The organism is Arthrobacter sp. OV608, assembly GCA_900110595.1.
Taxonomy (GTDB): domain Bacteria; phylum Actinomycetota; class Actinomycetes; order Actinomycetales; family Micrococcaceae; genus Arthrobacter.
On record FOEZ01000016.1, the window covers coordinates 1 to 25,909 of the forward strand.

A 25,909-nucleotide genomic window follows, 5' to 3' on the forward strand; every position below is an offset into this window, starting at 1 on the left:
TCATCTGGATCTGCCGCGGCTTCAAATTCTTGTGATAGCCCTTATCCTCCGCGTGAAGGGAGCTCTCGGAGGCATGCGCATGCCCACCGTCTATCTCGTGTACTGCAACCTCGTCATTGGGGTTGTTGGACATGGGTGATCCTTTCGATCTGGGGAGATCTAACTGGGGTGGGGGAAATTTGTGGATTCTTCGGCAGCGGCAGCGTCAGAAGACGGACCAGCCGGTGCGGTCGGAAAGATCGGCAAGGGCAGCAGTCCCGGCAAGGGAATTGCCCTTGGCATCCAGCCTGGGGCTCCAGACGCAGATGGCGCACTCACCCGGAACGATGACCAGGATGCCACCGCCCACACCGCTCTTACCGGGAAGGCCCACCCGGTACGCGAACTCTCCGGCGGCGTCGTACATGCCGCAGGTCAGCATGATGGAGCCGATGCGTTTGGCATCGCTGGCGGACAGGACACGTCCGAGCGTTCCCTGGCCCTCCCGGGCCAGGAAGAGCCCGGCCTTGGCGAGTTCGACGCAGGTCATCATGATGGAGCATTGGCGGACGTAGTTCTCCACCACTGATTCCGCCGGCTGCCTCAGGTTGCCGAAATCCTTCAGGAAGTGCGCAAGTGCCAGGTTCCGGCTGCTGCCGGACAGCTCACTGGACGCTGCCGCCTCATCGATGTACGGCCCGCTGCTGCCGGCCTCTGTGGTGAGGAACCGCAAAAGCCGCGTGGCGGCGTCGGCCGTTCCTTCCATGAGGTGGTCCGTGACCACCAGTGCGCCGGCGTTGATGAAGGGGTTGCGCGGGATTCCGTGTTCCACCTCCAGTTGGACAAGGGAGTTGAACGCGGTACCGGAGGGCTCACGCAGGACGCGGGTCCACAGGGTTCCGCTCGTGTCGCCCTGGAGTGCCATGGCCAGCGTAAACACTTTGGAGATGCTCTGGATGGAGAAGGGGACCCCAGCGTCACCGGAGCTGAAGAGCTGGCCGGACGTGGTGGCAACGGCTATTCCGAAGGTGTCGAAAGGAACGTCGGCCAGGAACGGAATGTTTGCCGGGACGGAACCGGTCTCCCGCCCCGGGCGGTGGCTTTGGACGAGGTCGTCCAGAAGGGGGCCTAGTGGCGGCGCCTCAAGTGCTGTAGTCATTTCCTGCCTGATTGTTGTGAGGATGTTCCGGCCCATTCCTGGATATGGAGCAAGGCCACCAGCGAATCCCGGGGGTTTCCAAAGTCCAGGCCGGTCACCCTGGAGGCCTTGCTGATCCGGTAGTAGACGGTGTTCTTGTGCAGTTTCATCCGTTGGGCGCATTCGGCAACGTCAAGCGAGGCTTCGAAGTACGTCCGCAGGGTTTCGGCCAGTTCAGGGTCGTCCCGAAGCAGCGCCGAGAGGGTGCGGTGGCGGAAGGTCGAGGACGCAAAATTCTGCACTGCCTCCTGGAAAAGGATCTCTGCCTCAAAGTCGTCCACTGTGGCCACGGATGTTTGGGTTCCCCCGCCGACGCACCTCAACAGCGCCTCGGCGATGCGGGTGATGGAGTGGATGGACAAAAGGTCAGGGACCACGGGACCCACCGCCGCAAACGGGGTGATGCCCAGGTGTTTGCGTGCATCGCGGACGATCGACTCGGCCAGTGCCCGGAGTCCCGGTTCGGCTGCTGCGGACTGCAGGCCTGGGACAATTACTGCGGTATCGCCTTTGAACTGACCCACAATTGCCGAGGCTTTGTAGGCGGCCGCGTGGATGGACGCCAGGTTGGCAAGCTCGCCGTGCTTCAGGGCGGCGTCGTCGGCCTGGGCTTCCGCATCGGATATCCCAATCAGGATCAGCGCCGCCGGGCGTTCTGCGGGGATCTTCTCGCTGTGCGCACTGGCTGCCGCCTCCGCCGGGCCGGAAAGTATCCGCGCAATCCGGTCTTCGCGCATGTGCACCGACTGTTGGTTGCGGTAGCGGATCAGCTCAGTTGAGGTCCGGGCGGCTGAACCTTTCAGCACATGGTCAACATCGGGGCCGAAGCCGTCGCCGGTCTCCTGCAGCCAGATGTAGCCCATGATCCGGTCCCCGGCGAAGAGCGTGATGGCCACCCGTTCCCGCAGCCCGTCCTGGGGCCTTGCCGGTACGCGCACCGGGAGCCGTGTTCCGTGCAGTTCACGGTAGGCGCCCAGGTCCTTCAACAACAGTTCGTATTTCCGGGGACCCCGGCGGGCCAGGATGGAGGCCTTGCGAAGCTCGTCGATGTCGTTCGAGACGGTGGAGTACGCCAAGACCTTGTTGGCGGCGTCCTCGATGACCACGTGGCTCGAGGTGAGCCTGGCCGTGGTCTGGGCGATCGCGAAGAGGTCTTCTTCCAGGAGCGTCAGGACTTCGCTCTGATAGCTGCGCGGCTGGATCCGGTCCTTCGCGATGGAGAGCAGACGGTCCCAGTCGGCAGCCGGGTTCACCAGGAGCAGGCCGGTGCCTGCGTCGCGCAGCAGCTCCTCAGCCTCGGCGAGCTCCTCGCGCGTTCCCTTGACGGCGACCACCGGCGGCGGGTTCTGCAGGAGCCGCCGCAACGCGGGCAAAGCCGACCGCCCGCGGACCCCAATCAAGAGGACAAACGCGCCAACGCCGTCGGGCATTTCATCCTCAGCGTCAGCGATCAGGAAACGTTCGATGGGAGAACCGTTCGCCGGGCGGAGGATAAGGCTCGCGAACCCCAGCGGGAGATCCGAAAGGATGTGGTCCACCGTAACCGCGGTCATGGGTTCCTTCTGCGTCGATCGGCCACCGGACGGCTCTGTCCGGTCAGCCCATGGTATCCAGCCATGATCCCGCAGAATTTGTGAGGCTACCCCAATTCGGTGGCCCTTTTTCGGACCGCTGTCCAAGCCGGGAAGCCTGCTCTTCCCTTATGCCGGCCGCGGCTTGGCTGGCGGCGCCGCTGGGAGCTTCAGCGCGTGGACCGGAGCTCAGCGCCAGAAGTCCGCCAGCTGCCCGGCAAGGGCCTCACCTTGCTGGTAACCGGCTTGTGCAGCGGGCGGACGGAGCGAGGGATTCATCGCATTCGCGCCGAACATGTGCTCATCTTTGCTGTCCGGGAAGATCGTCTCGACCCTGCTGCCATGCGCCCGTAACTCGGCGACCTGGGCTGCGAGGTGCACGTCCCAGTGCTTCGGGACCAGTGATTTTCCGCCGAAAGGTGAGAGCACCAGCACCCTTTGGTATCCGGCTGCCAGATCGGCATTTTCTGCGTTGGACCGGTAGCCGCCGTCGATGTAGGGGATATCTCCGATCCTGTAGGGAAGGCCACTGGAACAGCTGGCGGCGATGGCGTCCACAAGGTCGATTCCGCTGTGGCGGTCGAAGACCGCCGGTTCGCCGGTCTTGGCATCGACCGCGGTGATGAGCACCCTTCGTTGCGGCCACCCCTGACTGTCCAGCCGCGCGGCGACGATGCTGCGCCACTGTGCTTGCCAGGAACCGTCCGACGCCGCCTCCATGCCCAGTGCTGCCGCACCCATCTTCCGGCGCATGTCAGCCGCATTCTCAGAGGAGGCGATGATGTTGTTGATCCTCTCCAGGTGGTCGGTCACAGGCCTGGTGGCACCGCGTTCCGGGACGGATCCAGCCGGAACAGGCGGTTTTGGCGGCGCAGCGGCAAGGATGGCGGCAAAGAGCTCAGACGGCGACGCACCAGCTATCTGGGCTGCGGCCGTGGAGCCGGCTGAAGTTCCAATAGTCAGATCGGCTGTGGTGACGTCCAGCCCGCTATCGAACAGGCCGGCCATGACGCCGATCAGCCAGGCGTTGCCTGTCGATCCGCCGCCGCCAAGGACGAGGGCCCGGCTCGTTGAGTGTGCCCGTTTTGTGGGGTCAGGCTGCTGCCGATCCTGGTCGGCATTGGACGGGCCAGAAGCCGGCGTCGGGGCGGAGTGCAGAGGGGAAGAAGATGTTGTGTTCATGGGAGTCGCCTTTCGCGAATTGCCTGTGGTGGCGCTCCCGGCGGCGACTATCTGTGTCGCGCGATCGTGGACTCCAGGGGAGCGCCCAATGCGGATACTGCGTTCATGGGACTCACCTCCTGTTGATAGATCACGATCACGGGAAAACTACCACGCCAGCCCGTGCTCCACAACGGCACCTTAGCGCTGGCTGCCCTGCGCCGGCTCAAAGACGCCGGGATATAGGACAAAACGCGTGTACGGGAGGGACGTGCTTCCCAGTGACCGCGCGGAAAATCCGTGGCGGCTAAGGTTTTGAAATTCAGCGTGGCCTGCTGCTTCGGAGCTGGCTTTTGAACCCCAATGGGTGATCAGCTCTTCCCGCTTTTGGCCCATCGCTCCACTTCCTGATGAAGCCCGACGGCGGTGCTGCCGCGGCCGCTTGCGCTCCACTACTCAGATGGCCCACGTGCATTGGAACGAACAGCAAAAAGGCCCTGCTTCCCTTTGTTTCAAGGGAAGCAGGGCCTTTCATATTGGCGGTGACGGTGGGATTTGAACCCACGTTGGCTTTTACACCAAACAACATTTCGAGTGTTGCACCTTCGGCCGCTCGGACACGTCACCAACCTCAATAGGGTACCGGAGCGAGGCGCCCAACCCCAAAACGGGCTGACGGAAGAGGCCCTTTGCCCCGCTTTCCGTCTTGCTCGTCCGCCCTTCCTGCTGCCTGACCTTGCTAAGCACGGGCACGCAGCGCGGGGAGGCGATGTCTAGCAGGCGAGTTGGGGAGGAGCTTCAAAAAAAGCCTGAAGAATTTGTGGGGGACTGCCGCAACGGGCGCTGTTTTGTCAGACCCCCTCGCGAGGATGGCGGTATGGAAACGGACCCGGCGGTGGTGCAGGTGGAGGAGGTCGCTGGTGCCGTGGCTGCGCGTTGGAAGGCGCCCGGTTTTGTCAGACCCCCTCACGATGATGGGGCTATGGAAACGGACCCGGCGGTGGTGCAGGTGGAGGAGGTCGCTGGTGCGCTCGCTGCGCTCTCCGAGGCGCCCGGTTTTGTCATACCCCCGCAGGATGATGGCGGTATGGAAACAGTCCCGGCGGTGGTGCAGGTGGAGGAGGTCGCTGGTGCGCTCGCTGCGCTCTCCGAGGCGCCCGGTTTTGTCATACCCCCGCAGGATGATGGAGGTATGGAAACGAACCCGGCGGTGGTGGAGGCTGAGGAAGCGGTTGATGCTTCGGTCGCTGCGTTTGTGGCTGTGCTGACTGGCCAGGACAGTGCGGGGGCCGGTCGGGACGCGTCCGGTTCTGTTTCCTGTGGCGCCGACGGCCCCGATGATCCGTTGCAGCGGTTGGTGGATGGGGCGTTGGATGTTTTGGCGGCGGTGGGTCGGTCGGAAGCGAAAATCGCGGCGGTCAAGGCACTGGCCGTGACAGTGGTGGCTGAGGGGACGAAGGCGTTGAATGGTCCGGCGTCGTCTCCTTATGAGGCGTCGGCGCAGGACCGGAGCCTGGTGGCTGAGGTCGGGTGCGCGCTGGCGATCGGCGACCGGGCCGCCGGCGCCCTGCTGGCTGACTCCCACGCGTTGACCACGTCGTTGCCGCGGGCGTTGGCGGCGTTGCAGGCCGGGACGATGTCCTGGGCCCATGCCCGGACCATGGTGGAGCAGACCTCCTGCCTGGACCCTGCTGCTGCGGCGGCGTTGGAGGCCCATTTCCTGGACCCGGATGCCCCGGGCGCGGCCCGCGGGTGCCCGATCGGGGAAATGCCGGCGTACCGGTTCAAGGCCAGGGCCAGGACCTGGCGGGAACGCCACCACCCCGAAAGCCTGGAAAAACGCCACGCCAAGTCCCTGGCGGACCGGCGGGTGGAGTACTGGCCGGACAACGACGGGATGGCCTGGGTCGCCGCACTCCTTCCAGCAGACCACGCCTCAGCAATCTGCAACAGGCTCACCGCCATCGCCCGCGGCAAGCAAGGCCCCACCGAGCCCCGCACCCTGCCCGAGATTAAAGCCGACACCTTCACCGAATCGCTCCTGAACACCGGCACCACAGTTGGCAGTGTTGCTGACAGTACCGGCGGCGACAACAGCACCGGCAGTGAAACCAGCCCCAGTACCGGCGACGACCCCAAGACTGGCCCTGAAATCAGTGCCGGCGAGGACCATGGGGCTGGCGATGACAGCATTGCCAGCAGGGCCGGCAGTGGCAGCAACGGTGCTGACAGTACCGGCGGCCACACCAGTGCCGGGAACGACGAGACGGACAGTGCAGGCGCTGAACTCAAGCCCGGGAACAACCTGGCCGGTGCGCCCGGTGGCGATGAATTTGCCGGTGATGGAGGCGGTGCAGGAACAGCGCCGGGCCCGTTGTCGGGGATCCGGGCACAAGTGCTGGTCACCGTGCCGGTCTTCTCTCTCATGGGCTCAACTGATGAGCCAGCAATGCTGGACGGACACGGACCCATCCCGCCTTCGATGGCACGCAGGCTCGTCGCCGACGGTGCGGCCTCGTTCTACCGTGTCCTGGTGGACCCGCGGGATGGGGCGCCGCTGGAGATCGGCCGCACGAACTACCGGGTGAGCAAGGCGATGCGGCAATGGCTTCGGCTGCGGGACGGCAAATGCCCGTTCCCCGGCTGCAACAACCCATCTCTGGACAATGAGGCGGACCATATTCTCGCCTGGGATATAGGCGGCAGTACGGGGATTTCTAACCTGGGACAGCCCTGCCCGAAACACCACAAGCTGCGCCACACGAGCGGCTGGAAACCCACCCCGGCCAGTAAAACCGAACCACCCGGCTGGACCTCACCCACCGGCAGGCACTACAAAAGCGAACACCAGGACTGGGAACCACCCCACTGGCCAGATGTCGCCGTGCCGGAAAGCATCCGCGCCTTCGATGCCCTCCTCGACCGATGGGAACCGCCCGATGACCCGTCAGATCTGTGCCCACCATCCCGCGACCCGTTGGAGAAATGGCCACCGCCGGACTACTCAGCTGCCGCTGAATCTTGGCGAAACGAGATTCCCGAAGAGACCTTCGCGGACTGGTTCCTATCGGCAGACACCACCAAAGACCCGATCCCGGAAGATTTCTTCCCGGAGATGGCGCATGATGCAAACGCTGGCGTCACGTGAACCGTCGTGGAGGGCTTCGTAATGCTTGAGGCTGCGGAGATGGAGTGCCATCGAATGTGACCCGGGCGAGTGTGTCGGGGACAAAGGTCGTCCGAGTCGAGAGCGCCTTGGAACCCTGCGCGTGCGCTCGGTGTGCCTGGGGAAACAGGAACGTGCGGGTCGAGTATGCCGGGATCGAATGGGGCCGGACCCGAAAGCGCCGTCCGAATCGAGGATCCCGCGAGGGCGGGCCCACCGAGCGTACAGAGTGTCTGCGGTTAGGAAGCAGCAACGCGGCAATCATTGCTGCCTCAACTTTCCCCAACGCACCAAGGCAGCTAGATTCATCAGCAAGATGACTAATTCACGCGCGCCAAGACATGCAACGGCTTACTGGACAACGGCCCGGGAGCACGGTGAGCTCCGGCCCGAGGAGTTGCCGGCACCCGGAGCAGGTGAGGCCCTGGTTCGTACCTTGTACTCGGGAATCAGCAAAGGCACGGAGATGGTGGTCCACCACGGCTCGGTCCCGCCCCGGGTCGCAGAAGAGATGCGCGCCCCGCATCAGGAGGGGCACTTCCCCGGTCCTGTGAAGTTCGGCTACCTGTCCGTAGGCGTGGTGGAGGAAGGGCCGGCGGAGTGGATCGGCCAGCGCGTGTTCTGCCTGAACCCGCATCAGGACCTGTACGTAGTGGAGTTGGCTGCGCTCACCAAAATTCCGGATGACGTACCGTCCCCGCGCGCGGTCCTCACCGGAACAGTGGAAACAGCCGTTAATGCCCTGTGGGAGGCCGGTCCGCGCCTGGGTGACCGCGTCGCCGTCGTCGGTGCCGGCCTGGTAGGCGGCATGGTTGCTGCCCTGCTGCGGAGCTTTCCGTTGCAGCGCCTGCAACTCGTGGACCTGGACCCGGGGCGGAAGCAGCTTGCAGACACCGTGGGTGTGGAGTTCGTCCACCCGGACGATGCCCTTGCCGATTGCGACATCGTTTTTCACTGTTCCGCTTCCCAGGAAGGGCTGGAGCGCAGCCTGCAGCTGGTGGGTGATGAAGGCGACGTCATCGAGATGTCCTGGTACGCCAACCGCGAGGTCACCCTCCCGCTGGGAGAAGACTTCCACGCCCGCCGCCTGTCCATCAGGGCCAGCCAGGTAGGAGCAGTGGCGCGGGCGCGGCGGCATCGCAGGACCAACGCCGACCGCTTGGACCTGGCAGTATCACTCCTAGCCGATCCGGTGTTCGATGCGTTCCTGACCGGATCTTCACCGTTCTCCGAACTGCCCGGCGTGGTGCAGGAACTGGCAGACGGCACGCTGGACGCACTGTGCCACGTCATCGAGTACCCCCAGGACGAAAACTCCCTGGAAGCCAAGCCCGATAACCCCATCCGCGAAGCATCCGCCGAAGACCAGAGGTAGCCCATGTTCAGCCTGACCGTCCGCCGCCATTTTATGATCGCCCACAGCCTTCCCCGGGAGGCTTTTGGTCCTGCCCAGGCCCTCCATGGGGCAACGTTTGTCGCGGAGGTGGCTTTCCGGCGTCGTACTCTCAACGAAAACGCCATTGTCCTGGACATCGGCGCCGCAGGCACCATCATCGAGGAGGTGCTGGCCGGGCTGAACTACCGGAACCTGGACGAGCACCCTGACTTCGAAGGCAAGCTCAGCACCACCGAGGCCCTGGCGGGATACATCGCGCAGTCCGTGGCGGAAAAGCTGAAGGAAGACGACGACGGCGGCCAGCTCGCCGGAATCGACGTCACCTTACGGGAGAACCCCGACGCCTGGGCAACCTACTCGCTGGACCTTCGCGCCGCCTGAACCCATGCGCTCGCTTCGGCTGCTCGTGCCCGCCAACATCCGCCATAACTCGGGCGGCAACGTCTACAACGCCCGGCTGGTAGCGGGGATGCGGGCTTTGGGTGCCGAAGTGGAAGTGCTCCCAGTGGAAGGCTCCTGGCCGCAATCCAGCGCAAAGGAACGACGGCGGCTGGGCACCATGCTTGGCGCAGGGGAACCTGGCGAGGTGCCCGGGGCAGCCGTGGTAATTGTCGACGGACTGATCGCCATGGGTGCACCTGATTCGCTGGAGTCTGCCGCCAAAGCCGGACGGGAAACCTGGGTACTGGTGCATATGCCGGCGCCGGCAAACTTCGATCTTGAGGCCCGGTCGCTTCGCGCGGCTTCGGGAGTCATCTGCACCAGCAGTTGGGCCGCGGACATCCTCGAAAAGCGCCACCACGTGCGGGGACTCCGCGTCGCCCTGCCCGGGACTGACAGCGCGCCGTTGGCGGAAGGCTCGGTTCCGCCGCACATCATTACCGTGGCCGCGCTGTTGCCGAACAAGGACCAGGTGCTGGTGGTCGAAGCCCTGGCCCAAATTAGGGAGCTCGAATGGACCGCATCACTGGCGGGTTCGGACGAGGCAGACCCGGAATACGCCGGACATGTGCGTGCAGCCGTCGCCGCTCATGGGCTGGAGAGCCGGGTGCGGATAACCGGTGAACGGAAGGGCCCGGCACTCGAAGAAGAATGGAACCGTGCAGACCTCAGCGTCCTGGTTTCAAATGCTGAGGCATTCGGCATGGTGGTCACGGAATCGCTGGCACACGGAATCCCCGCGGTGGTACGGGCAGGAACCGGCGCTGTGGAGGCTCTGAGCTTTGCCGCGCCTGGCGCCGGGAAAAACGGGCGGCTGCCGGGAACGGCCGTGAGCTTCCAGGCCAATGATGCTCCCGGAAATCCGGCCCTCCTGGCGGGAGTGCTGCGGGACTGGCTGCAGGACGGCGGCACCAGGGAAGCGTGGCGGGCTTCAGCCCTGGAGACAAGGGACAGGCTGCCCGGATGGGAGCGGCCGGCCCGGCTTGTGCTGGAGGCAGTCACCACCATGGAAGGCTCAGAAACAAGGGACACAGAGCCCTAGGTGCCGCCGATGCAGCGGGAACATCCGATCGCTCACAGCTGTTAATTCAGGTGGAGAAACCATCGTGAACACGGCAAATTACACAGCATTGATCATTCCGGCGAACAGTACGGACCCCCTGCGGCTGGAGCGCCTGGAAGACCTTCCGCGCGACCTGGAACAGCTGGTTGGCGGGCCCGCGGAGGGCATCATCCGGGGAGACTGGCACGTCTACGTGAACGCGGAGGGTCACGCGTCGGGCCTGCTTCCCAACCTCCGCGCAACCCAGCTGCTGAGCGAGTGCGGTGTGGACGGCCACCTTGTACGCGGAACAGCCGTATTTCTGGGTCGGGGCAGGCACTGGGAGGAAGCGGACGTTCCGGAGCACCTGGTCCGGTTGGCGGAGCAACACTTCGGCTTCGCCCGGGCAGCCTGAAAAATCGGGGCTTGAAACAAAGCACCCTAAATCCGCGTTCGGTGCTCCAGGAAAAAGTCCCGCAGCAGCCCGCCGCATTCGGCCTCGCGCACCCCCGCGTACACCTCAACCCAGTGATTGAGCCGGCGTTCGCGGAGGACGTCAAACACCGAACCAGCGGCGCCGGCCTTCTCGTCCCACGCCCCAAAAACCACGCGGGGGATCCGGGCCAGGACAATCGCGCCGGCGCACATGGCGCACGGTTCCAGCGTCACCACCAGGGTGCAGTCCGCCAGCCGCCAGCCGTCTCCGCTCCCGCCGTCGGCCATGGACAGCTCCCGCAACCGTGCAGCGGCCTCCCGGATGGCCACCACCTCTGCGTGGGCGGTGGGGTCTCCCAGCTCCTCCCGCTGGTTCCGTCCCGAACCCAGCACAGCGCCGTCGGGCCCTATCACCACGGCGCCGATCGGCACATCCTCAGTCACCAGGGCACCGCGGGCCTCCGCCAGGGCAAAACCCATCCACACATCGTGATTCTTCTCTGCGGAGACCATGGCTCAATGATAGTTTCAAAGGATATCCGGAGCCCGTGACGTACATCCGCCGGGAGGCATAATGAGCACCGTCCGAGACCGTGTGGACATGTGGATCAAGCCGTATGCGGCACTGTGGCTGACCCTGATCATCGGCGGGGCCCTGGTGCTCACATTGGCCCTGCTCGGAGCCGAGGTCTATGCGAATGTGGTGGATGACGAAGGCTTGGCCAGCCTGGATATTCCTGCCCTGGAATACTCGCAAACCCTGCGGAACCCGGAACTCGATGCCTTCGCCACCGGCTTCACCAACGTGGGCGGCGGAATCGGAATGCCGATCCTCGCCAGTATTCTCACGGCTTGGCTGACCTTCCTGAGCCGGACCTGGCGACCCATCGTCCTGGTGGGCGGGGCAGCGCTCGTCTCCACCACGGCCACCACGTTCGGCAAGCGCCTGGTAGGCAGGACCCGCCCGGACCATTCGGAAGCAGTTCCGCCTTACGAGTCAACGCCGTCCTTCCCCAGCGGCCACACGTTGAATACCACTGTGGTGATCGGGGTGCTGGTCTACATCATGTGCCTGCAGTTCCAGATCCTCTGGGCCAGGATTACAGCCATCACCGCCGGAGTGATCTTCATCATCGCCATGGGCCTGAGCCGCGTCTTTTTGGGGCATCACTGGCTCACGGACGTGATGGCCGGGTGGTCCCTGGGGCTCGCCTGGGTGTGCATGGTGATCCTTGCCCACCGGCTGTTCCATCTGATCCGGAAGCGCGAGCATGCCGGGCCTGCCCCCACGTTCGAGCATCCGGTCATCCGCGAGGACCATTCCGGCGAGGAGCAGCAGGGCGCCGGCACTGCGGCAACGCACGACGGCGGCACTCCAGGAAGGAGCGACGGCGGCCCCCCATAGACAGGCGCACGGGGCTGAGGCCAGGGGATGTGCGCAACTACCGGGTGGTAGTTTTGACCCATGCGCACTCTCGTTGTGGACCACCCCCTGGTCGCCCATAAGCTCACCGTCCTGCGGGACAAAAACACTCCGTCCCCGGTCTTCCGGCAGCTGACGGAGGAGTTGGTGACGCTGCTCGCCTACGAGGCCACCCGTGAGGTCCGCACCGAACCGGTCACCATCGAAACGCCGGTCAGCACCACCGTGGGAACCGCGTTCACCAAGCCCACCCCGCTGGTGGTGCCTATCCTGCGCGCCGGCTTGGGCATGCTCGAGGGAATGACCAAGCTTGTCCCCACTGCCGAGGTGGGCTTCCTGGGCATGGCCCGCGACGAGGAAACCCTGGACATCATTACCTACGCCGAACGCCTCCCGGAAGACCTCACGGACCGGCAGATCTTTGTCCTGGACCCCATGCTCGCCACCGGCGGGACCCTCCGCGAAGCCATCAAGTTCCTCTTCAAGCGAGGCGCCTCCGACGTGACCTGCATATGCCTGCTGGCCGCCCCGGAAGGCCTGGCCAAGCTGGAAGAGGAACTCTCAGGCGCGAACGTCACCATCGTCCTGGCCTCCATCGACGAAAAGCTCAACGAGAAGTCCTACATCGTTCCCGGGCTCGGGGATGCAGGCGACCGCCTGTACGGCATCGCAGGCTAGCCCACAACCCTTTTCCATTCCCCCTCGCGCCGCTAGCCTGTGCGGATGGACTGGAAACTGGAACTTGTGTTTGTCCCTGTATCGGACGTGGACCGCGCCAAGGATTTCTACGTCAACAAGGTGGGGTTCAACCCGGACTTTGATGAGCGTCCCTCGGACTCCATCCGCTTTGTCCAGCTGACCCCCCGCGGCTCGGCCTGCTCGATCTGCATTGGGGAAGGGCTTACGGACGCGCCTCCCGGCTCCGGGTCGAACCTCCAACTGGTGGTCAACGATATCCACGCGGCCCACAAGCACCTGAAGGACAACGGAGTGGACGTCAGCGACGTGGACGTGCAGGAATGGGGCCACTTCGTGTACTTTGCCGATCCCGATGGCAACAAGTGGGCGGTCCAGTACATCCCGGGCCGCGAAAGCTGAGATCTACCGGCAGAATGGGGACCATGACTGCCTCCACCCCTGCCGGAACCTCCATCCCTACTGGAACCCGGAACCTGACGTGCCGCGCCGTGCTCTTTGACATGGACGGCACCTTGGTGGATTCCACTGCGGTGGTGGAGCAGGTCTGGGGTGAATTCGCCGCGCGCTACGGGCTGGACTTGGAGGAGATTCTCCGCACCTCGCACGGTGTCCAGGCACGCGATACTGTCACCCGGTTTGCTCCTGCGGGTGCTGACGTGCCGGCACTGACGGCCGAACTCGGGGCGATGGAACGGGTCCGGACCGAAGGGATTGTGGCCCTGCCCGGTGCTGCCCGGTTGCTGTCAGCCCTGCCGGCGGACGCCGTCGCCCTGGTCACGTCCGCCGACGTCGTCCTGGCTGGCATCCGAATGGAAGCAGCCGGCCTGCCCATGCCGGCCGTAGCAGTCACAGCTGAACGGGTGACCCGCGGCAAGCCCGATCCGGAGGGATACCTGAAGGCCGCAGCCAACCTTGGCGTGGACCCAGCGGACGCCGTGGTGTTCGAGGACGCTCCAGCGGGAATCGCCGCAGGGGTGGCCGCCGGGATCCGAACGGTGGCCGTGGGACCCAACACCGGCCCGCTGCCCGCAGGCGTCCTGCACATTCCGGATTACAGTGCTGTCACCGTCCGGACGAGTCAGGACGAGGCGGGCCGGACAGTCATTTCTTTCCGGCTTTAAGATCGGCTACCACCTTGGCGATACGCCGCGACCGCGTTTCTGGCGTCTTGGCGTCGGCCAGCGGCTCCACGTACCGTCGCTGGGCGCTGTAGCTCAGCGTGGCGTAAAACTGCAGGGCAGCCGGTTCCGCCGCCAGCGCAGCGGCAAGGTCCTCGGGGACTTCAACCACGCGGGGTTGGGTGTCGAGCTCGATGACCACGTCAACTGTGTCCCCAGCCGAAACGCCAACGAATTCGCGGTTGGCTGCGCTGAGCGACATGAGGTTCTGGCCACCCATCACCGCGATGCTGCTGCGGTAGCTCCTGCCGTTGATGGTCACCACTACAGGCGGCCGTTTGCCCGCGTCCAAGGCCGCGAGGACCTCATCGGGAACTTCGATGCCGGTCTTGTTTCCGCTGCCTTGGATGGTGGTGGTGAACTTCATGGGTCACAGTATGCCGGGCCTTTTGCCACTCCCACGGATACGGCGCGCGCCATGGGGCATTGATCACCGAGTGCTCGGTACCAGTTGTGGACTCAGTACCAGTTGTGGGAGAGGTGGAAATTCAGCGCACCACACGGGGACTGGTAGCGCTCCTGGATGTAGTTCAGGCCCCAGTTGATCTGCGTACGGTAGTTCGTCAGGTAGTCCGGACCGGCGCTGGCCATCTTTTCAGCAGGCAGGGACTGGACGATGCCGTACGCGCCGCTGCTGGCGTTTGTAGCCGTGGTGGTCCAGTCGGATTCCTTGTCCCACAGGGTTACCAGGCACTGCATCTGGTCCGGCGCCCAGCCGTAGCTGGCAAGCTGCCCGGCGGCGTAAGCCTGGGCGCCGGCGGGGTCGTTGACCGCGACGGCGGGGGCAGGCTCAGGTGCGGGGGCCGGCTCAGGAGCGGCAGCAGGAGCCGCGGCCGGCTCGGGAGCCGGTGCCGGTGCCGCTTCGGCTGCGGGCGCTGGTGCCGGTTCGGCAGCGGGTGCCGGTGCGGGCTCTGCCGCCTGCGGGGCCACCGCAATCTCCTCAGCAGCGGGGGCCGGTGCCGGGTTGGCCCGGATTTCGCTCTTTTCGATGCTGAGGTTGGACTGGGCCTCGGCGGCCTGGGTTTCGGTGGCGGCAACCCTGATGCTTGACTCGGTAGCCTGTCCGGCCGCCCCGACTCCTACCAGGAGTGCAGCGGATGCGGCGAAGACAGCGGCGCGCTTGCCGATGAAGGGAAACTTGCCGGCTTTGCGTCCGGCGTGGGGTGCAGACCCGGATTTCGGGCGCGGTTTAACCAGGAATTTGGACATGATGAATCGCCTCTCACACCTGCGGAGTTAGCTGTCGGGTTCGGATGAGGGCATCCGGCCGCACGGAAAATACACGTGCGTGCTTAACCCCAAGGGCACTCATTGCCCGGGACGGTGGGTCCCCCGCCTCTGCCGTTGCTCAAGCGGAATCCGGGAAGCGGCAGAGCTTGGCGTCATCCGGATATGGGTTCCCGATCAGGAACCTCACCCAATCGACGGTACAGGAGTCCGACGCTTAAGTCACATTTTGGTAACAGAGATCACGACGGCGGCGCGTCGCTTTGCTACGAAAGCGAATGAAGGGGGAGGTGCAGGGCGAACTGGGTCCGCCCTGGCTGTGACGTCACCGTTACCCTGCCGCCGTGGGCCTCGACGATGGATTCCACGATGGACAGGCCCAGCCCGCTGGTGCCTTCGGCAACGGCGGCACCGGACTGGCCGGACGCGCCCTTCCGGGCCGCGTCTGCGCGGGCGAAGCGCGAGAAGACGTGGTCCACGAACTCTGCCGGGATCCCGCCGCCGTCGTCCGATACCGTTACTACCGCCGCACCCTGCGAGGACGTGCGCACCCCGGTGACCACAGTGGTTCCGGCGGGAGTGTGTTTGCGTGCGTTGGAGAGCAGGTTCATCAGGACCTGGCGCAGCTGAGAGGCGTCGCCGTTGACCACCACGGGCTCCTCGGGAAGCTCCAGCCGCCAGTTGTGGCCGGGGGCCATCACCTTTTCGTCGCTGACGCCCTCGATCACCAGCTGCGTGAGGTCCACCTCGCTGAGCTTGAGCGGCTGGCCCTCATCGAGCCGGGCCAGCAGCAGCAGGTCTTCCACCAGGGCGGTCATGCGCTCAGACTGGCTCTGCACGCGCGCCAGCGACTTTTCGCCGTCGGGGGTGAAGTTCTCGGTCATCCGCATCAACTCTGTGTAACCGCGGATGGCCGTGAGGGGAGTGCGCAGCTCGTGCGAGGCATCAGCCACAAACTGCCGCACCTTGGTTTCGCTCTTCTGCCGCGCCTGCAGCGCGTTGGCCACGTTGTCCAGCATGAGGTTGAGCGCGTGGCCCACTCTGCCCACTTCTGTTCCCGGATTGGAGTTCGACGGCGGCACGCGCACCGCGAGTGCCACCTCGCCGGCGTCCAGCGGCAGCTGCGAAACGCGCGTGGCCACCTCTGACAGCTGCTCGAGGGGCTTCATAGTGCGCCGGATCAGCACTGTTCCTGTCAGGCCGATGAGCAGCAGGCCGCCCAGGGATACGAACACAAAGGTCCAGACGAGGGAAGCGAGCGTACTTTCCTTGCCAGCGAGGGGGAGCCCGGTCACCAACACGTCGCCGAAGTCCGTCTTCGCGGCTGTCATCCGGTAGTCGCCGTTGGAGAGGGAACGGTCCACCGGCTGTGCATCTGTGGCCAAAGCCAGCAGGGCCTGCTTGTCCTCGGCGGACAGTGGCGAGCGGGTGGTGTCCGAGGCCAGGAACCCGGCGCTGTTGACTTGTCCGTTGAGGATGCGGGCGTTCAGGGTGCCCACACTCTGGCCGCGCGCGTCCAGTGGATCCCGGCCTTTGAAGCCGCCCATGGGAGGCCGGCCCGGATCGTTCGACCGCTCCGCCGCCTGGCTGAGCTGGTCATCAAGCTGGCGGGTGAGGAACGCGTCCATGGAGGCGTAGCTGACCACACCCACCGCGCCGCAAATGGAGATCAGCAGTGTCATGGCAAGGAGGATGAGGCGGGTGCGCAGGTGCCAGGTGTTCGGCTTCAGCCAGCTCCGCCGCTGGGACGCAGCCTGTTGTAAGGCCATGGCGCCTACTCCGCTGGCTTGATGACGTATCCGGCCCCGCGCACCGTGTGGATCATGGGCGGATGCACCGCATCCACCTTCTTGCGCAGGTAGGAGATGTACAGCTCCACGATGTTGGCCTGGCCACCGAAGTCGTAATCCCAGACCCGGTCCAGGATCTGCGCCTTGCTGATGACCCGCTTGGGGTTTTCCATCAGGTAACGGAGCAATTCGAATTGGGTGGCCGTGAGCTGGAGTTCCTCGCCCGCCCGGCTCACCTCGCGGGTGTCGACGTTCAGGACGAGGTCGCCCACCACCAGCTCAGCCGTATCCATGGCGGCCACCCCGGAACGCTGGACCAGGCGGTGCAGCCGCAGGAGGACTTCCTCCATGCTGAACGGCTTGGTGACGTAATCGTCTCCGCCGGCTGCCAGGCCCACGATCCGGTCCTGCACTGCGTCCTTGGCCGTCAGGAACAGTGCCGGGACCTCGGGAGCGAAGGTGCGGATCCTTCCCAGCAGCTCAACGCCGTCGAATCCGGGCAGCATAACGTCCAGGACCAGGACGTCCGGGCGGAAGTCCTTGGCAAGCTTCACTGCTTCCGGCCCGTCCGCTGCCACAGCAACAGACCAGCCGGCCATGCGCAGGCCCATGCTCATGAGTTCTGAGAGGCTCGGCTCGTCATCGACCACCAGCGCGCGGATGGGGGATCCGTCGGGGTGGGAGAGCTGGGGAAGGTTGTTTGTCATGGAGTGCGGTGTGGCCATGGGACAACTCTCCGATCACTCGTTGAGCCGGGGCTTTGGGATTCCTGTGTCCCGGCTGTGAATCCCAGCCTAGCCACCTGGATGTGGAAGTGATGCTGCGGCAGGACAGTGAGTGGGGCGGGCAGAGACTTTGAAACTCTTCTTTGGAGGTATTCCCGGGTCGTCCCTGGAAAGATCGGACAAATTTTCTTCGCGGGGACGGCGCGCCGCTGGACAAGAACCATCGCCGGCCTGCCGATTTTGGTATTCCACATGCACTTGAACAAAAGGGGGCAAAGCGGACGCCGACCCGAATTAAGTTCCTTAAAACGGCAGCTAGGGGACTCGGAGCTGGATAATGAATGACGTTCTGCCAGCACGCCAGAATCGTGATCTACACCACAAAGGCGGATTTTGTCTCATAATGCGGACTGATCGGTCCATTGTTACTTGCAAGTTAGCATTGTTACGCTGCACACTCTCATTGTGAACAAGAACTCAACAGCACCTGCAGCCGCAGACTATTGGCCCAGCACATCCGCTGCTGCCGACATGCGCTGTTGTCGAATGTACGCCTGACCTTCCCACCCCTCGAAGTTCTCCAGGCATTCGCCCCCCAGCCCAGCGTCGGGCGTCCCTCCCCAGTTTTCAGTGCGGGGAACCCAGCATTCGAGCCGTGATGACGGCCATTCACATTGAGGTAAGCATCCATGTCAGTTGCATCCGGATACGTCCACATTTCTGTCCGTAACGCCGCCAAGGCCGGCCAGCCCTCCGGCCTCCGCCCCGGCTTCGCGCCGCGCCCATCGCTCGCACCCTCAGCTCCCGGAAGCAGCTTCCCCGCCTCTGGCTACGCACCCCAGGGCTACAACCCCAACTCTTACGGCCAGCTCCGCGCAGTAACCCCGGCCGAGTCCGCGCCGGTGACCGCTCCCACGCCCGTCGTGGCCGGACCCAACACGGTCCGTCCGGTCGCCAACGACAATGTTGCCCGCGGCTTCGTCCTCTACATGGGCATCGACGAGGAAACCGCTGCCGCCGCAGGTACCTCCATCGCCAAGCTCGCCCAGGAGATCCGCGCCTACGCCCAGTCCCTGGTATCCGGTGCCGAGAGCTACGCCGCGGTTGCAGTGGCCCCCGCCGGAACGCCCGGCTCAGCGCTCGACGTCGTCCGTTCCACCTTCGGTGACCCCACCGTCAACACCCGGCAGCGCACCGAAACCCCCCGGCCGCAGCAGCCGCAGGAACCGCGCCCCTCCGGCGTCCTGATCGACCTTGCCCGCCGCGAAGTGCACCTCGACGGCGAATCCCTGAACCTGACCTTCAAAGAGTTCGAGCTCCTGAACTACCTCGTGGAGAACGGCACCCGTACCGTGGGCCGCGACGAGCTGCTTGAAGGCCTGTGGCGCAACGCCGAAGAAGTGCCCAACGAGCGCACCATCGACGTCCACATCCGCCGCCTCCGCTCCAAGCTTGGCCGGCTCGCCAACACCGTGCGCACCGTCCGCGGCCAGGGCTACCGGTTCTACGAGCACCCCGAGGTTGTTGTCTGGGCCGCTCCGGAATACTCGATCTAGCCTCTAGCGGCACGGAGGCGCTCTCCCTCTGTGGAGGGCGCTTTCGCTTTCGCGGCACGATCCTTCGGCGCCTGCGCTCGTTCCGCCCCACCGCCTCCCTCGCCTCGCAAGCTCGGCCAGGGAACCCGGGCGGCGTGGGCCCAGCGACAACGGCGCTTTCGGGATGTGCCGCCTTTGGCATTTACCCAGGCTCTCCGAGCATTTGGCCTCCGCGGCTGGTTTAAGGCTGGTCGCGTGTCACCACGAGCATGCTTTTGTGGGCTTGATCTTGGCTGAGGCCTGATGCGGCGCGGATCTTGCTCGCCTTGGCTGCCAAATGCGTGCTTGGCGTGACGCTTGTTTGGATGGGCCGGGGCTGGTTTTGCGGGCTATAGGCTTGGGCCATGAGTGAGCACCATCTTCGACGCCTTGTGATTATGCGCCATGCAAAGGCGGACTGGCCGGGCGGGGTTGCTGACCACGAGCGCCCCCTGGAAGAACGGGGCCATCGTGAGGCACCTCTGGCCGGGCGCTGGCTGCTCAAGCACAACATCGTTCCCGACTTCATCCTGTGCTCCAGCGCCCTCCGCACCCGGCAAACCTGCACCTGGGTATGCTCCGAGCTGGGGGACAAGGCGCCCACGCCCAAACTCGAGGACGGACTGTATGCGGCTTCTGCGCTCCGAATGCTCACCGTGGTCAATCATGTACCGGACACTGTCACCACACTGATGCTGATCGCACACCTGCCTGGCGTGCAGGACCTTGCCATGCACCTGGCCTCACGCGACTCCGATCACGACGCCTACATGGACGCCGCCACAAGGTTCCCCACCAGCGCGCTCACCGTCCTCGAAACCGAGAAATCGTGGGCGGAGCTGGACGGCCAGGACGCGCGGATCACAAAATTCAAGGTGCCGCGGGCGCACTGAGGACGGTTACTTCTTCGGGGCAGGACGCCGCACCGGCTGCGGCACAGATCCCTGCCGCGCCGCACTCTGACCACCAGCACCCTGACCACCAGCACCCTGACCGCCCGCGCCCAGCCGAGTGGAACTCTGCCGCGTGGAACTCTGCTTTGCGGCGCTTTGTCGCTGGGGCACCTGCCGGGCGGACGACGTCGGCTGCCGCACAGGGGTGCGTCCCGCAGAGGAGGTGCGTGGCGGCGCTGTTCCTGCCGCGCCCTGGCGCCGGGCAGGCGCCTGTGCGCGCGCACCGATTGCGGGCCGGGAGGAGGCCCGTGCGGAAGCAGCCCGCCCGGGCGGACGATGGCGTCCCGGCCACGCCGCGCCGAGGAACAGTGCGGCAAGGGCCGTCAACAGCGAGAGGGCGGCCAGGAAGAAGTAGTTGTCGGGGTCGTCCGTGGGAAGCGGGGTACCAAAAATCGAAGATTCATCGGTGAACGCCAGCCCCCACGTGCTCAGGAAAGCTAGCGACCCCGCAAGAGCCAGGCTCGTGGACAGGCCGGCGATCGCCAGCATCACATACCGCCGCCGCCGGAGGACCTCCATGATGCAGGCAAGGTAGGCCAGGGCCAGCATTCCAAGGAATGCCAGGAAAACAGGCTCGGCCAGCGTCATGCCTGTCAGGACCAGGAGCCCCGCAGCCACGAGGCCACAGATGACCGCAAACTTTCCGCTGTTCCCCATATGACGCATATGCACCATCATCCCCGAGGCGGGGTCTCCCTCAGCACGTAGCCGCGCATGATGGCCATGATTGCCGCAACGCTTTGGTCACGGGTCCGTTCCGGGTTGTACGTCTGCCGGTCCAGCCCCACCACAAAGCAGGCGCCAAAGATGGCTGTCTCCAGGCTGCCGCGCGAGACTGATGGATCCACCGGGTAGACCCTGGCCACCCTTTCCACTGCCTCGCCGATGACCTGCAGGAGTTCAGCGCGCAGGAGGGTGAAGGTTCCCTGCCATTCGCTGGGCGTCCGCCAGTTTTCGCTGACCCACAGGCGGGCGAAGGAAGGGTATTCCGCCATGAAATCCATGGCCTGGCCAATCATGGCTTCCATGGCCAGCAGGGGATCGCCAGCCGCTGTATCCGCCTCTTCCGGCGCGCCCAGCAGGCGGCCTTTGAGGATATCGACGCCGTGCCGCAGGAGCTGGGCGATGAGGTCCGATTTGCTGCCGAAGTTGTAGTAGACCGTTCCCTTGGAAACGCCTGCCGCTGCGGCAATTTCATCAACGGTCACACCCGCCGCCCCGCGCTCACCGATCAGTTCCATCGAGGCGTCGAAGAGCTTCTGCCGGGTGGCTGTGGTCCGGGCGGGACGCAGTTTTTTCGCAGCTCCCGGTTCGGCTTCCTCCCGGGCCGCCGACTCCGGCTGCATGGAAGTCATACCGCGATCTCCGGTTGGAGCGTCTTCAGTGTCCAGAGCTTGCCCTTTCGGACTGCAAGCGTGGACATGGCCAGGCCCAATGCCGTGTAACCCAGCAGCCCCAGGACGGTGGGGAGGATCATCGACAGGTCGGCACCATAGATCAGGTGCCGCATCCCCGTCACCACATAGCCCATGGGCAGGATCTCATGCACCACGTGCAGTGGCTGCGGAGTTGTCTGCCAAGGGAACGTGCCGCCCGAGGAAACCAGCTGCAGCACCAGCAGGATCAGGACCACCAGTTTTCCGGGGGAACCAAGCAGCGCCACGATTCCCTGGATGATCGCGCTGAAGGCCATGGCCGCCGCCAGCATAAAGAGCCACATCAGGACCGGGTGTGCGGCATGCAGGCCCAGTGCGAGGTTAACCACCAGGGTGAGGAGGGTGGCCTGCACAACGGAGACCGCGAAGAAGGGCAGCCAGCCGCCCAGGGCGATCTTCCACGACCCGGCGTTGGAGGCCAGCGCCCGCTGGGTGAGGGGCCGCATGGCCTGGACCAGCATAAAGACGCCGATCCACAGGGCAAGGGTGAGGAAGAAGGGGGCCAGCCCGGCGCCGTAGGATCCTGCCTTCGCCTGCGACACGTTGCTGACGGCCACCGGATCCGCGATCACCCGGGACAGGTTGCTCTTCTGTTCATCGTCAGGGTTGGGAACCTGCCCCGCACCCTTGCCGATTTCGTCCGCCAGGGTCCTCGAGCCGTCAGCGGCTGTGCCCGCCCCCTGTTCGAGCTGTGCCGCGCCGTCGTCCACCTTGTGGGCCCCCTGGTCCAAGGCGGCGGCGCCGTCCACGGCCGCCTGCTCGCCGGTGGCCAGCGCTGCCGCCCCGGTGTGGAGCTGGTCGGCGCCCCCTGAGGCCTGCCCTATGGCTTCCTTCAATGCCGGGGTGGCTGCGGCAAGCTGGGCCGCGCCCACGCTGACGGCCTCGGAACCGTCCGCCAGTTGCTGGATCTGGGCAGCGTCCGTTTGGACCTTTGCCTTTGCGGCCGTTACAGGGTTCGAGGCAGCCACGGCGTCGAAATCGGCCAGGATGCTGTCCGCCTGGGCCTGGGTGAGTACGCCGGAGGCAATGAGTCTGTTGTTTGACTCCACCACGCGGGTGCGGAGGCCTTGGTCAGCTGCCTCCAGCTGCGTTGCGACGTCCTGGACCTTGGTATTCAGCTGCGCGTTTCCGGCGGCCACCTGCGCGGCACCGGCTGCCAGCGTCTGCGTGTCGCTGGGCAACGTTGCCGTCTTGTCCTTGAGGACGGACAACCCGCTGCTCAGCTGGCCTGCGCCGTCGGTCAGCTGGTTGGCTCCGTCGCGCAGCTTGAGCTGGCCCGCGTAGAGCTCGTCGGCCCCGCTGGCCAGGCTTGTGGTTCCCTCGTGCAGGGTGGCGGTTCCGTCCCGGAGGGCAGCTACGCCGTTGGCAACCTGGCCTGCGCCGTCTGCCGCTTTGACCATCTGGGTGTGGATGGTGCCAAAGCCGGTGAGCAGCTGGTTGGCGGTCTCTTCGCCAACGTCTGCGGCAACAGTGCTGTGCACGGAGGTGGTCAGCTTGTCCACGATGGTGCTCAGCAGGTAGTTGTTGGCATCGTTGGTGGTGACGTTCAGCATGGCCTGGCTGGCGGAATCAAAGCTGCCGGGGGACACGAGGTGGGCGGAAAAGTCCTCCGGAATTTTCAGCGCGAAGGCGTACTTGCCGCTGCTGACTCCCGCATCGGCCTCCTGCCCGCTGGACACCGGGATCCAATGGAAAACATTGCCCTCCACGAGGCTGTCGGCCACCTTCGTGCCGGCCTGGAGTCCGGTGCCGTCGCTGGCGGTGGCGCCGGCGTCCTCCACCACCAGGGCCGCGTCGATCTGGTCCAGGTTGCCGTAAGGATCCCAGTTGGCGTAGAGGTATACGGCGCCGTACAGCAGGGGAACCATGGTGAGGGCGAGGATGGTCAGCTTGGGCAGCAGCCCCCCGGTCATCCGCTTCAGTTCTGAGCGGGCCAGCCGCAGTACAGTCACTTGGCATCCTCGATCTCGAATTCAATGTCCCGGGCAACCACGTGGCCCTGCGGCACTGCAGGGCTTGTGTTGTTCTGTTCTGCGGGCGCCACGGTTTCCTCCCGCAGCGCTTCTGCGTGGGTTTCCGCGTTGCCGATGCTGGCGAAAGAGCCGGACCACGACGGCGGCAGGGCGGCTACGGTGGCCACAACGGCCAGCGGCCTCCCGGCGTCGGACGCCAGCTGCTCAAGGCGAGGGAGCCAATTGGCGGTGTCTGCGGTGTGCCGGTCGGGGGAGTCGACCACGAGCAGGTCAGTGTGCGGGTTGGCCAGCGCCAGGGCCGTCAGGAGTTCCAGCCTGCGCAAGGGGTCCAGCTGCTCGATCCACAGGTCCGCGATGTCCTCGAAGCTGTTCACTTTGAGCCACGGGTTGCTGAGCAGGGCGCCCCGGTAACGCCGGGGAATCAGTGCCAGGTCCTCGGTCACCAGGTCACGCACGCTGAGGTGGCGCTCGGGCTCATTGACGCCGGGGGCATCGACAAGAGCGCTGGCCATCCGCACACGCCTGGTTCCGCCGTTTCCGTCCCAGCTGATGCTGCCGCCGGTGGGTTTCATCCGTCCGCTGAGTACCAGTGCCAGGGCGGTGCGCTGGTCCTGCCGTTCCCCGGAAACGAGGATCAGTTCGCCCCTTTGGACATGGAGCGATGTATCCGGAAGCAGGGGGTCGCGGCGGCCGCGGACATGGAGCTGTTGAGCTGAGAGCAAGGAGAGCCTTTCACAGACGGTTGCTCCATCCAGTGTATCTAAACTGACCGGTCAGTTCAAATAGCTCAAAGCCCGTACTTTTCCAGCAGGCGCAGCCAGACCTCGCTGACGGTGGGGTAGGAAGGAACGGCATGCCACAGCCGGTCCAGCGGCACCCCGCCCACCACCGCGATGGTTGCCGCGTGCAGGAGCTCCGCTACATCCGGCCCGGCGAAGGTGGCTCCGAGCAGGACCTTCCGGTCCTCGTCAATGACCAGCTGGGCCCAGCCCTCATAGTTTTCGGAATGCAGTGAGGATCCGGCCACCTGGATGGGAAGTTCCACCGAGGAAGCGTTGTAGCCGTCCTTCTGCGCAGCTTCCAGGGTGCGGCCCACGGCAGCGAGTTCGGGGTCGGTGAAGACAACGCCGGGTACGGCGTGCTCGTTGGCGGTCTGGGCGAAGCGGCTCCAGTCCGCGGCGGCGCCGGACAATTCCCCCTTGGCGCGAGCGGCGATGGCGTCTCCGGTGGCCCTTGCCTCGTACTTGCCCTGGTGGGTGTACAGGTTCTTGCCGGCAGCATCACCCACGGCATAGAGCCACGGTTCGGCTCCGGGAGCCCCGTCGACCAGTCCGGAATTATCAGTGGTGAGCTTCAGGTGGCCGGCTTCGTCAGGCTCAAAGCCCACACTCTCCAGCCCCAGCCCTTCCAGGGCCGGATGGCGGCCTGTGGCCACCAGGACCTGGTCCGCTGCCACGCTGGAACCGTCGGCGAATTGCAGCCTGAAGGTGCCGTCGTCGTTCTCGCTGATGCTGTCTGTGGAGGTGTTGAGCCGGATCTCCACGCCGTCCGCACGCAGCCCTGCTGCTACAAGGCTCGCAGCCTCCGCCGGGAAGTTCTTCAGCAGCCCGCTGCGCGCCACCAGCGTCACCGTGGAACCGAGCCGGGCAAAGGCCTGCGCCAGTTCCGTGCCCGCGACGCCGCCGCCGAGCACTACGAGGCGGCCCGGAACATCCTTGGCGGAGGTAGCTTCCCGGGTTCCCCACACCTGCACGTCCTGAAGTCCCTTGATGGGGGGAGTGTTGGGTGCGGAGCCGGTGGCCAGCACCACCGCATGACGTGCCTGGAGTTCGTAGGAGTTGCCGTCCAGTCCGGCCACCTCTACTGATTTGGGCGCCGTGAGCCAGGCGTGGCCGCGGATGAGCTCAATGCCCGTATCGTCCAACCACTTCACCTGGCCGTCATCCTGCCAATTGGACGTCATGTAATCCCGGTATTTGAGAACGGCTGCAGCATCGAGGGTGCGGGTGACGGCTTCCTTGGCCCCCGGTAACGTCTGGGCCCCATGGAGCGCTGTGCCGGGACGGAGCAAGGCCTTTGACGGCATGCAGGCCCAGTAGGAGCACTCGCCGCCCACCAGTTCCGCCTCCACTACTACCGCTGTGAGGCCACCCTGGACCACCCGGTCCGCCACGTTTTCCCCCACGGCGCCGGCGCCGATCACCACAACATCGAACTCACGCAGTACTGCCTCGGGCATCATGGGGAAAGCCTACGCCGGGGATCCGACAATACAGGCCGCGTCGGGGCAGCGTCGAGGCCGCGTGCAGGCAGAGGGGAGCGCCGGCGCAAAGCAAAAGGTCCGCACCGGCGAACCGGTGCGGACCTTTTATCTGTGCGCCCAAAGGGATTCGAACCCCTGACCTTCTGTTCCGTAGACAGACGCTCTATCCAGCTGAGCTATGGGCGCATCTCGTGTTCCTGGAGAAGAACCGCTCTCCCTGAACCTCGAATTACTTTACGCGAGGGTTGGCCGCGATGCCAAATCGGAGCGCGTGTAATC

At 65.1% G+C, this 25,909-nt stretch carries 24 protein-coding genes, 2 tRNA genes and 1 riboswitch; of the genes, 11 read left to right on the plus strand and 15 right to left on the minus strand.

What is annotated here, in order from left to right; translation table 11 throughout:
* Positions 1-205: 205 nt before the first annotated feature.
* The 4 genes from BMX78_RS17525 to BMX78_RS17545 form a co-directional block, all read right to left on the minus strand.
* Positions 206-1,138 carry a glutaminase gene (locus tag BMX78_RS17525; protein ID WP_091422100.1) on the minus strand — a complete coding sequence of 311 codons (933 nt, stop codon included), beginning with the start codon at positions 1,136-1,138 and terminating at the stop codon, positions 206-208.
* Positions 1,135-2,730, minus strand: coding sequence for a PucR family transcriptional regulator (locus BMX78_RS17530; RefSeq protein WP_091422102.1), 1,596 nt, complete (start codon positions 2,728-2,730; stop codon positions 1,135-1,137). Before BMX78_RS17530 ends, BMX78_RS17525 begins: the two co-directional genes overlap by 4 nt.
* A 207-nt stretch (positions 2,731-2,937) precedes the next feature.
* On the minus strand, positions 2,938-3,930 hold the full coding sequence (locus BMX78_RS17535) for a patatin-like phospholipase family protein (RefSeq protein WP_091422107.1): 993 nt from the start codon (positions 3,928-3,930) through the stop codon (positions 2,938-2,940).
* A gap of 516 nt (positions 3,931-4,446) precedes the next feature.
* Positions 4,447-4,536: transfer RNA gene (locus tag BMX78_RS17545), tRNA-Ser, on the minus strand.
* A gap of 565 nt (positions 4,537-5,101) precedes the next feature.
* Between BMX78_RS17545 and BMX78_RS17550 the strand changes: the two genes are divergently transcribed.
* The 5 genes from BMX78_RS17550 (at position 5,102) to BMX78_RS17570 (ending at position 10,369) form a co-directional block, all read left to right on the plus strand.
* Complete coding sequence (locus tag BMX78_RS17550; RefSeq protein WP_091422282.1) at positions 5,102-7,057, plus strand: HNH endonuclease signature motif containing protein; 1,956 nt, start codon at positions 5,102-5,104, stop codon at positions 7,055-7,057.
* 334 nt (positions 7,058-7,391) lie between these two features.
* Positions 7,392-8,450 carry a zinc-dependent alcohol dehydrogenase gene (locus tag BMX78_RS17555; RefSeq protein WP_091422112.1) on the plus strand — a complete coding sequence of 353 codons (1,059 nt, stop codon included), beginning with the start codon at positions 7,392-7,394 and terminating at the stop codon, positions 8,448-8,450.
* A gap of 3 nt (positions 8,451-8,453) precedes the next feature.
* Complete coding sequence (locus BMX78_RS17560; RefSeq protein WP_091422113.1) at positions 8,454-8,852, plus strand: 6-pyruvoyl trahydropterin synthase family protein; 399 nt, start codon at positions 8,454-8,456, stop codon at positions 8,850-8,852.
* A 4-nt stretch (positions 8,853-8,856) separates the two neighbouring features.
* Positions 8,857-9,954, plus strand: a complete 1,098-nt coding sequence (locus BMX78_RS17565) for a glycosyltransferase family 4 protein (protein WP_091422116.1) — start codon at positions 8,857-8,859, stop codon at positions 9,952-9,954.
* Positions 9,955-10,018: 64 nt separating this feature from the next.
* Complete coding sequence (locus BMX78_RS17570) at positions 10,019-10,369, plus strand: DUF3846 domain-containing protein (protein WP_091422118.1); 351 nt, start codon at positions 10,019-10,021, stop codon at positions 10,367-10,369.
* A gap of 26 nt (positions 10,370-10,395) precedes the next feature.
* Here the strand turns inward: BMX78_RS17570 and BMX78_RS17575 are convergent, their stop codons facing one another.
* A complete protein-coding gene (locus BMX78_RS17575) occupies positions 10,396-10,902 on the minus strand; it encodes a nucleoside deaminase (RefSeq protein ID WP_091422121.1) in 507 nt (168 codons plus the stop codon).
* A 61-nt stretch (positions 10,903-10,963) separates the two neighbouring features.
* Here BMX78_RS17575 and BMX78_RS17580 point away from each other — a divergent pair, with 61 nt between their 5' ends.
* The 4 genes from BMX78_RS17580 to BMX78_RS17595 are packed head-to-tail and all read left to right on the plus strand — an operon-like array spanning position 10,964 to position 13,632.
* Positions 10,964-11,794 (plus strand): phosphatase PAP2 family protein, encoded by an 831-nt coding sequence (locus BMX78_RS17580; protein WP_286139108.1) that lies wholly within the window; start codon positions 10,964-10,966, stop codon positions 11,792-11,794.
* A 60-nt stretch (positions 11,795-11,854) separates the two neighbouring features.
* A complete protein-coding gene (upp, locus tag BMX78_RS17585) occupies positions 11,855-12,490 on the plus strand; it encodes a uracil phosphoribosyltransferase (protein ID WP_013599856.1) in 636 nt (211 codons plus the stop codon).
* A 45-nt stretch (positions 12,491-12,535) separates the two neighbouring features.
* The gene (locus BMX78_RS17590; RefSeq protein WP_091422124.1) at positions 12,536-12,910 is read left to right on the plus strand and encodes a glyoxalase superfamily protein; all 375 of its coding nucleotides are present in this window, start codon (positions 12,536-12,538) and stop codon (positions 12,908-12,910) included.
* A gap of 23 nt (positions 12,911-12,933) precedes the next feature.
* A complete protein-coding gene (locus BMX78_RS17595) occupies positions 12,934-13,632 on the plus strand; it encodes an HAD-IA family hydrolase (RefSeq protein WP_091422125.1) in 699 nt (232 codons plus the stop codon).
* On the opposite strand, the gene BMX78_RS17600 is transcribed toward BMX78_RS17595, so the two are convergent.
* From BMX78_RS17600 to BMX78_RS17620, 4 genes are all read right to left on the minus strand, one after another.
* Complete coding sequence (locus BMX78_RS17600; protein WP_091422128.1) at positions 13,613-14,056, minus strand: YdeI/OmpD-associated family protein; 444 nt, start codon at positions 14,054-14,056, stop codon at positions 13,613-13,615. The genes BMX78_RS17595 and BMX78_RS17600 overlap by 20 nt on opposite strands.
* A gap of 92 nt (positions 14,057-14,148) precedes the next feature.
* The gene (locus tag BMX78_RS23185) at positions 14,149-14,898 is read right to left on the minus strand and encodes an aggregation-promoting factor C-terminal-like domain-containing protein (protein WP_170850864.1); all 750 of its coding nucleotides are present in this window, start codon (positions 14,896-14,898) and stop codon (positions 14,149-14,151) included.
* 5 nt (positions 14,899-14,903) lie between these two features.
* A riboswitch (cyclic di-AMP (ydaO/yuaA leader) is annotated at positions 14,904-15,064 on the minus strand.
* Positions 15,065-15,182: 118 nt separating this feature from the next.
* Positions 15,183-16,685 carry a HAMP domain-containing sensor histidine kinase gene (locus BMX78_RS17615; RefSeq protein WP_091422140.1) on the minus strand — a complete coding sequence of 501 codons (1,503 nt, stop codon included), beginning with the start codon at positions 16,683-16,685 and terminating at the stop codon, positions 15,183-15,185.
* Between the two features lie 5 nt (positions 16,686-16,690).
* Positions 16,691-17,431 (minus strand): response regulator transcription factor, encoded by a 741-nt coding sequence (locus BMX78_RS17620; RefSeq protein ID WP_091422144.1) that lies wholly within the window; start codon positions 17,429-17,431, stop codon positions 16,691-16,693.
* A 689-nt stretch (positions 17,432-18,120) separates the two neighbouring features.
* Here BMX78_RS17620 and BMX78_RS17625 point away from each other — a divergent pair.
* Both BMX78_RS17625 and BMX78_RS17630 read left to right on the plus strand, forming a co-directional pair.
* A complete protein-coding gene (locus tag BMX78_RS17625) occupies positions 18,121-18,987 on the plus strand; it encodes a winged helix-turn-helix domain-containing protein (protein ID WP_091422146.1) in 867 nt (288 codons plus the stop codon).
* Positions 18,988-19,370: 383 nt separating this feature from the next.
* Positions 19,371-19,898 carry a SixA phosphatase family protein gene (locus BMX78_RS17630; protein ID WP_091422151.1) on the plus strand — a complete coding sequence of 176 codons (528 nt, stop codon included), beginning with the start codon at positions 19,371-19,373 and terminating at the stop codon, positions 19,896-19,898.
* A gap of 6 nt (positions 19,899-19,904) precedes the next feature.
* On the opposite strand, the gene BMX78_RS17635 is transcribed toward BMX78_RS17630, so the two are convergent.
* From BMX78_RS17635 to BMX78_RS17660, 6 genes are all read right to left on the minus strand, one after another.
* Entirely contained in the window at positions 19,905-20,615 is a 711-nt protein-coding gene (locus BMX78_RS17635) for a hypothetical protein (protein WP_091422154.1), read from the minus strand.
* Between the two features lie 17 nt (positions 20,616-20,632).
* Positions 20,633-21,313, minus strand: a complete 681-nt coding sequence (locus BMX78_RS17640; protein ID WP_091422158.1) for a TetR/AcrR family transcriptional regulator — start codon at positions 21,311-21,313, stop codon at positions 20,633-20,635.
* Entirely contained in the window at positions 21,310-23,346 is a 2,037-nt protein-coding gene (locus tag BMX78_RS17645; RefSeq protein ID WP_091422163.1) for a YhgE/Pip domain-containing protein, read from the minus strand. The genes BMX78_RS17640 and BMX78_RS17645 overlap by 4 nt, the downstream gene beginning before the upstream one ends.
* Positions 23,343-24,089, minus strand: coding sequence for a sugar ABC transporter ATP-binding protein (locus tag BMX78_RS17650; protein WP_286139109.1), 747 nt, complete (start codon positions 24,087-24,089; stop codon positions 23,343-23,345). The genes BMX78_RS17645 and BMX78_RS17650 overlap by 4 nt, the downstream gene beginning before the upstream one ends.
* Positions 24,090-24,154: 65 nt before the next feature.
* Positions 24,155-25,609 (minus strand): dihydrolipoyl dehydrogenase family protein, encoded by a 1,455-nt coding sequence (locus BMX78_RS17655; RefSeq protein ID WP_091422166.1) that lies wholly within the window; start codon positions 25,607-25,609, stop codon positions 24,155-24,157.
* A gap of 133 nt (positions 25,610-25,742) precedes the next feature.
* A tRNA-Arg gene (locus BMX78_RS17660) sits at positions 25,743-25,816 on the minus strand.
* Positions 25,817-25,909: the final 93 nt, after the last annotated feature.